Source organism: Sphingomonas sp. S2M10 (genome assembly GCF_012650175.1).
Classification (GTDB): domain Bacteria; phylum Pseudomonadota; class Alphaproteobacteria; order Sphingomonadales; family Sphingomonadaceae; genus Sphingomonas.
Window position 1 is genome coordinate 61,424 of record NZ_JAAILI010000034.1, and the last position, 7,635, is coordinate 69,058.

The following is a 7,635-nucleotide window of genomic DNA, read 5'->3' on the forward strand; positions in this document are numbered from 1 at the left end:
AAGTGGGTAAAAGAAGGTGGAAGGCCTGGGCGGCGCTTGTGTGGGCGGATGGTCCATAGCGTTTACATGCCCGACGCGGGTGGCGCGAGGGTGCCTAGCCATGCCACGAGCGCCAGAATGCCGATTACGCAGGCTGTCTCGATCGCGAGGCTGACCCGCAGCGCCCTAAGCGCCCCGCGATGGTCGTTCATGGCAATCGAGCGCTCAAAGGCCGGCGTGAGGCGAAACCGATTGAGGGAAGCGAGCCCCAGCATCCCGGCGAACAGGGCTAGCTTGGCGAGCAGCAACAGGCCGTAAAGTGTCGTTCCCAGAGCCATAAAATTGGTCGGCCCGACGAGCAGCCAACTATTGATCAAACCAGTTACCACCAGGGTAACAACAACGAGCGTACCAACGGAGCCAAACCCGTGCAGGGCGCGATGGGTCAGTCGAAGGTGCGCAGCATCGATCTCCTCGGCGCGCCGCGCCATCAGGAGAAGCAATCCGAACAGCGCCCCGACCCACAGACCGGCAGCAAGGAGATGGAGGATGTCCGCAGTGAGGTGAAGCCATCCCGTGCTTCCCTCGCTCGCGGCACCATGCCCGTTCCACGCGAGTGTCGCCAATGCCGCGGCTGCCGCAATCATGGCCATAGCCAGCCATGATGCTCTGCCTCGCGCCAGCAGGGCTGCACCGCCGGCGATGACGAGCGCCACCATACGCACCTTCCAGGCGGTGCCAACCGCCGACCCTCCGAGCAGCGCGGCCGCAGCAGCCTGATCGATCGGCCAGAACGGAGATCCGGCCATCGCCGAGGCCATGAGGATCAGGCCAGCGGCCGAGAGAAGCAACCCGAGCGCCGCGCTTGCCGTGAGCCAAGGCCGCAGCGCGATTGCATCATCGCGCTCGCCAAGGCGAAGGCCGTAGAGGCTGAAGGCCGACAGGCCGAACAGCGCCGCCAGGACCAGGTACAACGCCAAGCGGATGGCGACGGTCGGCCAGTCGAGCATTCGCTCACTTCACCGTGAAATTGTAGCTGCCGGTGATTTTATGTGTGTCGCCAGAGACGACCTGCCAGTCGACGCTGTAGCGTCCACGCGGGAGACGCTGCTTCGGGGTGATGGTGAGCGTCCGGCCATCGGCGCCGACTGCGGCGCTGCTGGGCATTTTCATGGCCGCCATGCCAGGCATCGCGGCCATGGTAAGGTCGGCCTTAGAGAAAGCCGGCACGAGCTTCTCGCTGAACTGGAGGCTGATCTTCTCGGGGGTCGCGACCGCCGCGTTGGCAGCGGGACTGGCGGACACCAGCTTCGGATGCGCGTTCGCCACGCCGCCTACGAAGAACAGGGCGGCGGCGGCAGTCGTGATGAACAAGCGGCGCATTTAGGTAATCTCCATTTCAATTGGGCTCACCTGTATTACGCAGCTGGACGAGTCACCCCTCACGATCTTTTTTCGTGCCGACGCACCGCTCTCGATGAGGGGTCGGCGGTGGCAGCGCGTATTCAGAAGGGAGCATGGAGCGCTTTTTCACTGCGTCTCCCCTGAAACCAACTGTGGCCGCGGGCCTGATAGGCGCATGCGCGGGGTAATGATGAGGTTGCGGTTGACCGATCAGGGCTGGACTGGAGATCCTGAGGAGGTCATCGACTGTCTGATAGTGGGCGGTGGTCCAGCGGGCCTCATGACCGCGATCTATCTGTCGCGGTTTCTCAGGAGCTGCGTCGTCTACGATGCGGCGGCAGGGCGCGCCGCGTCCATCCCGCGCTCGCACAACCTGCCAGGATTTCCCGGCGGCATTTCCGGCGTCACGTTTCTTGCCCGTTTGCAGGCTCAGCTGCGCGAATATGGCGGTACGGTCCAGAGAGGTGAGATTGACGCAATCGTCGCGTCAGGCGACCACTTCTCGGCAAGCTGCGAACTGAACGTCCTGTATGCGCGGACCGTTGTCCTTGCGACGGGCGTCGTCAACCGGCGTCCCGAGATGCCTGATGCGATGCATGACATCGGCGTGGCGCGTGGGCTTCTCCGCTATTGCCCGATCTGCGATGGTTATGAGGCCCGGCGCATGAACGTGGCGGTGCTCGGCGGCGATGGTCATGGTGCTGAAGAAGCCGAATTCCTGAGGGCTTATGGGGCCAAGGTCACGCTTCTGGCCGAACGCTCGCTCGATCTTGGGCCGACCGAACTTGCCAAGCTGGACCAGCAGGGCATTGATGTCGCCCCCTCGCCTGTCGGGCAGTTGCGTCTTGGCGAGTGTGTCGAGGTGAGGCTGGCCAATGGCTTGGAGCTACAATTCGACACGCTTTACCCCGCACTCGGCTCATCACCTCGGACGCGGCTTGCCTCTTTGCTCGGAGCACAGCTCAGCGAATCCGGGTGCGTGCTAACCAATGCCCACCAACAAACCTCGGTTAAGGGTCTCTACGCAGTCGGCGACGTCGTGGAAGGGCTCGATCAGATCAGCGTCGCAGCCGGACAAGCGGCGATCGCTGCGACCGCAATTCATAACCTGTTGCGCGACCGCGACAGTGGATTGTCATCCGCCCTCGCCGGGCTGTATTCCGCTCGGAGCGTACCGCCGACGTAGCGGGAGCCATTGGCGGTGCGACGAGCGAACACCGCCAACAAAGCGCTGATCGCCGGCTCGCTTGTCATCTTCTTCGGCTGCTTCGCGCTTATTCGTATCCACACGACGATCGGCGACACGGCCTTTCTCCGTTCGATGATCCCGTACCACGATCCCGTGGCTCGCGCGCGAGTGCATCGAGACAGTGTGCTATTATCAGGGTCGGGGTTCCTCGACACGCCCGAGCGGAGCCGGGATCGCTGGCGGCATCCTACGGCACGAAGGTCGGCGCTGCCGCATTCTCCTTCGAACCGCGCCAACACGCGAGCGGCTACTAAGCGTCGGGCCCCTCAGAACGCCAAGTGGTTTATTCCGCCATGCATGAAGGTTCCGCCGAGGAACCCCTGAATTGAGATCGCGAGCGTCATCAGGCCAAGCACCACCCAATACAACGACCGCGACCGCTCGGGACCCTTGCGGTGGCGGGCTGCCATCCAAGCCAGCACGACGCCGAAGACCGCGATCGATGTCCCGAGCCAGCGATGCGTCATCAGGATAGGGTTGCGGTCGGTCAGGTAGAACCCGCCTGCGAACCAGCCCAGGAACGCCGCCACGATCGCTCCCAGCGCGCCGACGACCAGCATTATGTGTGCGACATGCTGATAATCCCGGTTGCGGCGCCACAACCCGAACAGCTCCACCCCGAACGCACCGATGAACAGGGCGATGGGAAAATGAATGACCATGGTATGCACCCGCCCCAGCCAGCTCACAAGCCGTTCGCCGAAAGTCTTGTTCTTGTTGGCGGTCTCCTCGTGCATGCCGCCCATGTCCATGTCGTCGCCGGCGATGTCGCGGCCGCCCATGTTCATGTCCACGGTCGACATAGAGCCCATGCCCATGTGGCCGTCGCCAGCGTCCGCCCCATCTGCTTTCTGCGTCTCGGCTGCGCTGCTAGCGGCCGGCCCGGGACCGGCCCCGAGCGCATCGTGATCTTCGTGCGCCGATGCCGACGTGCTTACTGAGATTGCAACCGCAAGGAGTAGAGCGAAAGCCCCGCCTCGTTTACCGCCCATCACCCAACCCCTTGAACCGTGTTGTTTCAATCCAGTTTACGCACGCCGCGCCTTCTTCCCTCACCTGCCCAGCTTCCTTTGTGAAACTTTCCGTCTGCTCTTCAAGACGGACTGGACGCCACAGCTACGCTGGCTGCGGCGACCGCGTCATGCCACTCCGCCAAAAAACATCGGCCGATCAGCTGCCGTGGCGGGCGAACAGGCGGCGGCCGCTGGGACCAAAGGCGACCACGTCATAGGCTTGCGCCTTGACGCCCGGCACTTCCATTCCTGGCGAGCCGAACGGCATGCCGCCGACCGCGAGGCCTCGCACGCCCTTGGGCCGGGTCGAAAGAGCCCGCTTCATGTCGGCGATCGGCACGTGGCCCTCGAAAGCGATGCCATCGGCGATTGCGGTGTGGCAGGACGAGACGTCCGCGGGAACGCCCGCGCGCTTCTGCAGCGCCGGGCGGTTGGGATCATCGACGACGCGCACCTGACGGCCGAGCTGCTGCTGCACCTGCGCCGCCCACTTGGCGCAACAGCCGCAGCCGGGGTCGCGGTGCATAACGATCGGGGTAGCCGCGCTGGCGGCAACCGGAACCAACAAGGCTGCGGCAGTAAGCGCAAATCGCAACGCTGACTTCATGGAAAAATCTCCTTGGTCGTTCCTCCCGTCTCCTCGCTGGGGGCGGGAGGAACGAGGCTTATTACTGAGGACGCTTGCCCATCGACCGGAGCATCGCCTGGAGTTCACCGATGCTCTTGTTCTGCTCGGCAATCGATTTCTGGGCCATTTGCCGGGTCTTCGCATCGGGCGACTCCCGGAGAACGATCTGCGACATGGCGATCGCACCGCGGTGATGCTCGATCATCTTGCGGACCCACGTCTCGCTCGCATTAGCGCCCTTGGCCTTCATCATCTTTTCGTGCATCGCCATTTCGGCGGGCATGAAAGGCGTGTTCATGCCAGGCATGTTGTCGTGGTTCATGCCTTGCATTTTCGAATGGTCCATGCCCTGCATCTGCTGCTGAGCCAAAGCGGGGCTCGCCGACGTCGCGGCCAGAGCCAGAAGTGTTACTGTCTTGAACATCGACTTCTCCTTCTTGACCTCAGCCAACCCGACAAGACTAGTCGGCCTCAAAACCATGTGCGAATGCCCAGAACGAGGCTGGTGGATATCGCATCCTCGCCATCCTCGCGTGCAAAACGAGCAGAACGGCCCACTCTGCGCTCGTACGAAACACCTATATAGGGGGCGAACTCTCGCTTCACCTCGTAGCGCAGCCGCAAGCCAAGCTCGATATCCGACAAGCCCGAACCGATCCGGTCTGCCGGAACGTCCTGCGCCGCAAACTCAGCTTCGACACGAGGCTGGAGAATCAGCCGCTGGGTGATGCGCTGATCGTAATAGCCTTCAACGCGGCCCAGCACGTCTCCCTTGCTAGACAAGAACAGTGCGCCCTCGACATCGAAGAAACCCGGAGCCAGGCTCTCAAAACCGACTGTCGCGTAAACACGCGAGGGATTAGGCTTGAAGTCGTACCGGATCCCTGCCTGAAAATCGGTATAGGGTCCGATTGCCCGTGCGTAGAGCGCCTGCAGCTCCGCCCTTTCCAAGCTTCTCCCAAAGTTCCCTTCGCCCTCGGTTTTAAGAACCAGACGATTAACGTCGCCACCGTACCAGGCGCTGCCATCCCAACGATAAGCATCGCGACCATCCCGGATCTGGACTTCAGCCAAGTTGAATATGACCTGCGAGAAATTCTGCCCGCCGTGCATCGACCGCAGATGCTGCTGCGAATGCGCCATGGCAGCGGCAGAGTAGACCTGGTCCGCGGCACGATCCGTCGGAATGGGGGGCGGCGGAGCGGTGCCGGCCTGCAGGTTGGTGCCGATCATCGCCGCGCCCGTGCCTGAGGGCATGCTTCCCATGTCGTGTCCCGGCATGCCTTGCATCGCGCCCGAACTCTGGCCCATTCCCGGCATCGATCCATGGTCCATGCCTTGCCTGGTGCTTGGCTGGCCGGAGGCGGCACCGCCGGAGGCACTTGGCATGGCCGACATGTCGTGCGCGGTATTGGGGTTGGGGTTGGCTCCAGGCGTATTCATGCCCGGCATGGTCGTCATGTCATGACCGGCGTGAGGATCGGCAACGATCGTTGCAGGGGCCGGAGGCTTGGCGGGCTGATTCGCAGCGGGCTTGGCCCCCGATCCCGTTTTCGCGGGCGGTGTCGATCTAGCGGCGGGCTTTGGGGACGCTTTGCGCGCGACGGGCTTGGTCGCTGCGGGCTTCTTGGCGGCCGGCTTTTTAGCGGCCGGCTTTTTCACCGCTGGCGTATTTGACGGCGGCATCTTCATGCCCGGCATATTGGAATGGTCCATCTGCGCGGCCACCGGACTTGCGAGGCCAAGTGCCGCGCCGCCAGCGATCAAGAGGAACTTAGGCTGCATCGCGGTTCTCCTCGCCCATCGGGCGAACCGTCACGACACGCATCATCCCCGCGGTCATGTGATAAAGATTGTGGCAGTGGAACGCCCAGTCGCCGGGCGCATCGGCCGTTACGTCGAATGTCATCTTACCGCCGGGCGCCACATTCACCGTGTGCTTGCGAGGCGCGAAGTCGCCATGTCCGGTCACCAGCTCGAAGAAGTGGCCGTGCAAATGAATTGGGTGCGGCATCATCGTGTCATTGACCAGGGTGACGCGCGCGCGCTCGTCCTTGCGGAACGGGATGGGGTCGGCAGGGTCGCTCATCTTCTGGCCGTCAAAGCCCCACATGTAGCGCTCCATATTGCCCGTCAGGTGGATCTCCAACTGACGCGACGGGGCGCGAACGTCCGGGTTGCGGTCGAGCGCGACAAGATCGCGATAAGTGAGCACGCGATGATCCGCGTCCTCCAGCCCCTGCGGCGGCTCGCCCGTGCGGTCCTTCGGCATCGGCGAGATGGTCTGCACTCCCGGCCCCATCTTGACGCCGGGCGCGTTCTTGGGGTTGCGCATGTTCATGTCCATGCTGCCGCCTGACCCATGATCCATCCCGGCCATGCCGCCGCTGCTCATCTGACCATGGTCCATGCCCGCCATCCCGGCAGCGCCCGCCGCCATTTGGCTATGGTCCATCCCTGGCATAGCGCCGCTCATCTGGTCGCCCCCCATCCCAGCCATGCCGGCCATCGCAGCGCCTACCGCCTTCGTTCCGTGATCGGTGGGCTCTTTCCACCCGGTGAGCTTCCACAGGTTGCGCGAGGCATTCTGCATCAACGTGGGATCCGGCCCGCGCTTTGCGACCGGGTTCTCGTCCGCCATACCGGACATCCCCTCCATCCCGCTCATGTCCATGCCCATGTCGGTCATGGTCAGCAACGTGCGCGGGCGGAGCGGCGGGACCGGGGCGATCATGCCCTCGCGCGGGGCCAGTGTCGCGCGCCCCATGCCGGATCGGTCGATCGCCTCGGAAACGAAGCTGTAGGCGCGGTCCTCGGGCGTCACGATCACGTCGAAGGTTTCCGCGACGCCGATCTGGAATTCGTCCACGGTTACCGGCCGGACGTTCTGGCCGTCGGCCTGCACCACCGTCATCGGCAAGTCAGGGATGCGCACGTTGAAGTTGGTTTGCGCCGCAGCATTGACGATGCGCAGCCGAACCCGCTCGCCCGGTCGGAAGAGGCCCGTCCAGTTGTCGTAAGGGCCAAAGCCATTGACGAGGAAGGTGTAGGTCGACCCCGTAACATCCGCAATATCGGCCGGGTCCATGCGCATCTTGCCCCATTCCATCCGATCCTTGAGGCGCATCTCGCGGCCGGCGAGCAGCCCGCTCAGCGTCGGGCGCTGATAGTTGAAATAGGCGCCGCCCATCTGCTTGAGCTTGCGGAAAATTTCCTCGCCCGTCATTTCGCTATGTGTAAACGCTCGCGCTAAGTGGCGGCATTCTGATCGCGCTATTTGTCGGCGAGCGTCGCTACGCGGCTACCGGCTTGGTCTCGGCCGATCGCACATAGGCGTAGAGTGTTGGCTTGGAGATGCCGAG

Annotated in this window: 7 protein-coding genes and 2 pseudogenes; 2 read left to right on the top strand and 7 right to left on the bottom strand. The window is 63.4% G+C overall.

From position 1 onward, the window contains the following. Window positions 1-62 precede the first annotated feature (62 nt). Together copD and copC are read right to left on the bottom strand one after the other, a co-directional pair. Entirely contained in the window at window positions 63-989 is a 927-nt protein-coding gene (gene copD, locus S2M10_RS08925) for a copper homeostasis membrane protein CopD (protein WP_007407019.1), read from the bottom strand. Window positions 990-993: 4 nt separating this feature from the next. Then, complete coding sequence (gene copC, locus S2M10_RS08930; protein ID WP_007407009.1) at window positions 994-1,362, bottom strand: copper homeostasis periplasmic binding protein CopC; 369 nt, start codon at window positions 1,360-1,362, stop codon at window positions 994-996. Window positions 1,363-1,573: 211 nt separating this feature from the next. Here copC and S2M10_RS08935 point away from each other — a divergent pair, with 211 nt between their 5' ends. Both S2M10_RS08935 and S2M10_RS22645 read left to right on the top strand, forming a co-directional pair. After that, window positions 1,574-2,569 carry an NAD(P)/FAD-dependent oxidoreductase gene (locus tag S2M10_RS08935; protein WP_314375488.1) on the top strand — a complete coding sequence of 332 codons (996 nt, stop codon included), beginning with the start codon at window positions 1,574-1,576 and terminating at the stop codon, window positions 2,567-2,569. A 33-nt stretch (window positions 2,570-2,602) separates the two neighbouring features. After that, window positions 2,603-2,719: pseudogene (locus tag S2M10_RS22645) on the top strand (DUF305 domain-containing protein); the annotation flags it as partial. Between the two features lie 179 nt (window positions 2,720-2,898). On the opposite strand, the gene S2M10_RS08945 reads toward S2M10_RS22645, so the two are convergent. The 5 genes and pseudogenes from S2M10_RS08945 to S2M10_RS08965 form a co-directional block, all read right to left on the bottom strand. After that, window positions 2,899-3,435 carry a DUF2231 domain-containing protein gene (locus S2M10_RS08945; RefSeq protein ID WP_082102658.1) on the bottom strand — a complete coding sequence of 179 codons (537 nt, stop codon included), beginning with the start codon at window positions 3,433-3,435 and terminating at the stop codon, window positions 2,899-2,901. A gap of 367 nt (window positions 3,436-3,802) precedes the next feature. Then, window positions 3,803-4,252 carry a DUF411 domain-containing protein gene (locus S2M10_RS08950; protein WP_046407136.1) on the bottom strand — a complete coding sequence of 150 codons (450 nt, stop codon included), beginning with the start codon at window positions 4,250-4,252 and terminating at the stop codon, window positions 3,803-3,805. A gap of 61 nt (window positions 4,253-4,313) precedes the next feature. Continuing rightward, window positions 4,314-4,697, bottom strand: a complete 384-nt coding sequence (locus S2M10_RS08955; RefSeq protein ID WP_030541567.1) for a DUF305 domain-containing protein — start codon at window positions 4,695-4,697, stop codon at window positions 4,314-4,316. A gap of 47 nt (window positions 4,698-4,744) precedes the next feature. Then, entirely contained in the window at window positions 4,745-6,058 is a 1,314-nt protein-coding gene (locus S2M10_RS08960; protein WP_007407010.1) for a copper resistance protein B, read from the bottom strand. Further along, window positions 6,048-7,508, bottom strand: a pseudogene (locus S2M10_RS08965) (multicopper oxidase domain-containing protein); the annotation flags it as partial. The pseudogene S2M10_RS08965 and the gene S2M10_RS08960, both read right to left, overlap by 11 nt. Window positions 7,509-7,635: the final 127 nt, after the last annotated feature.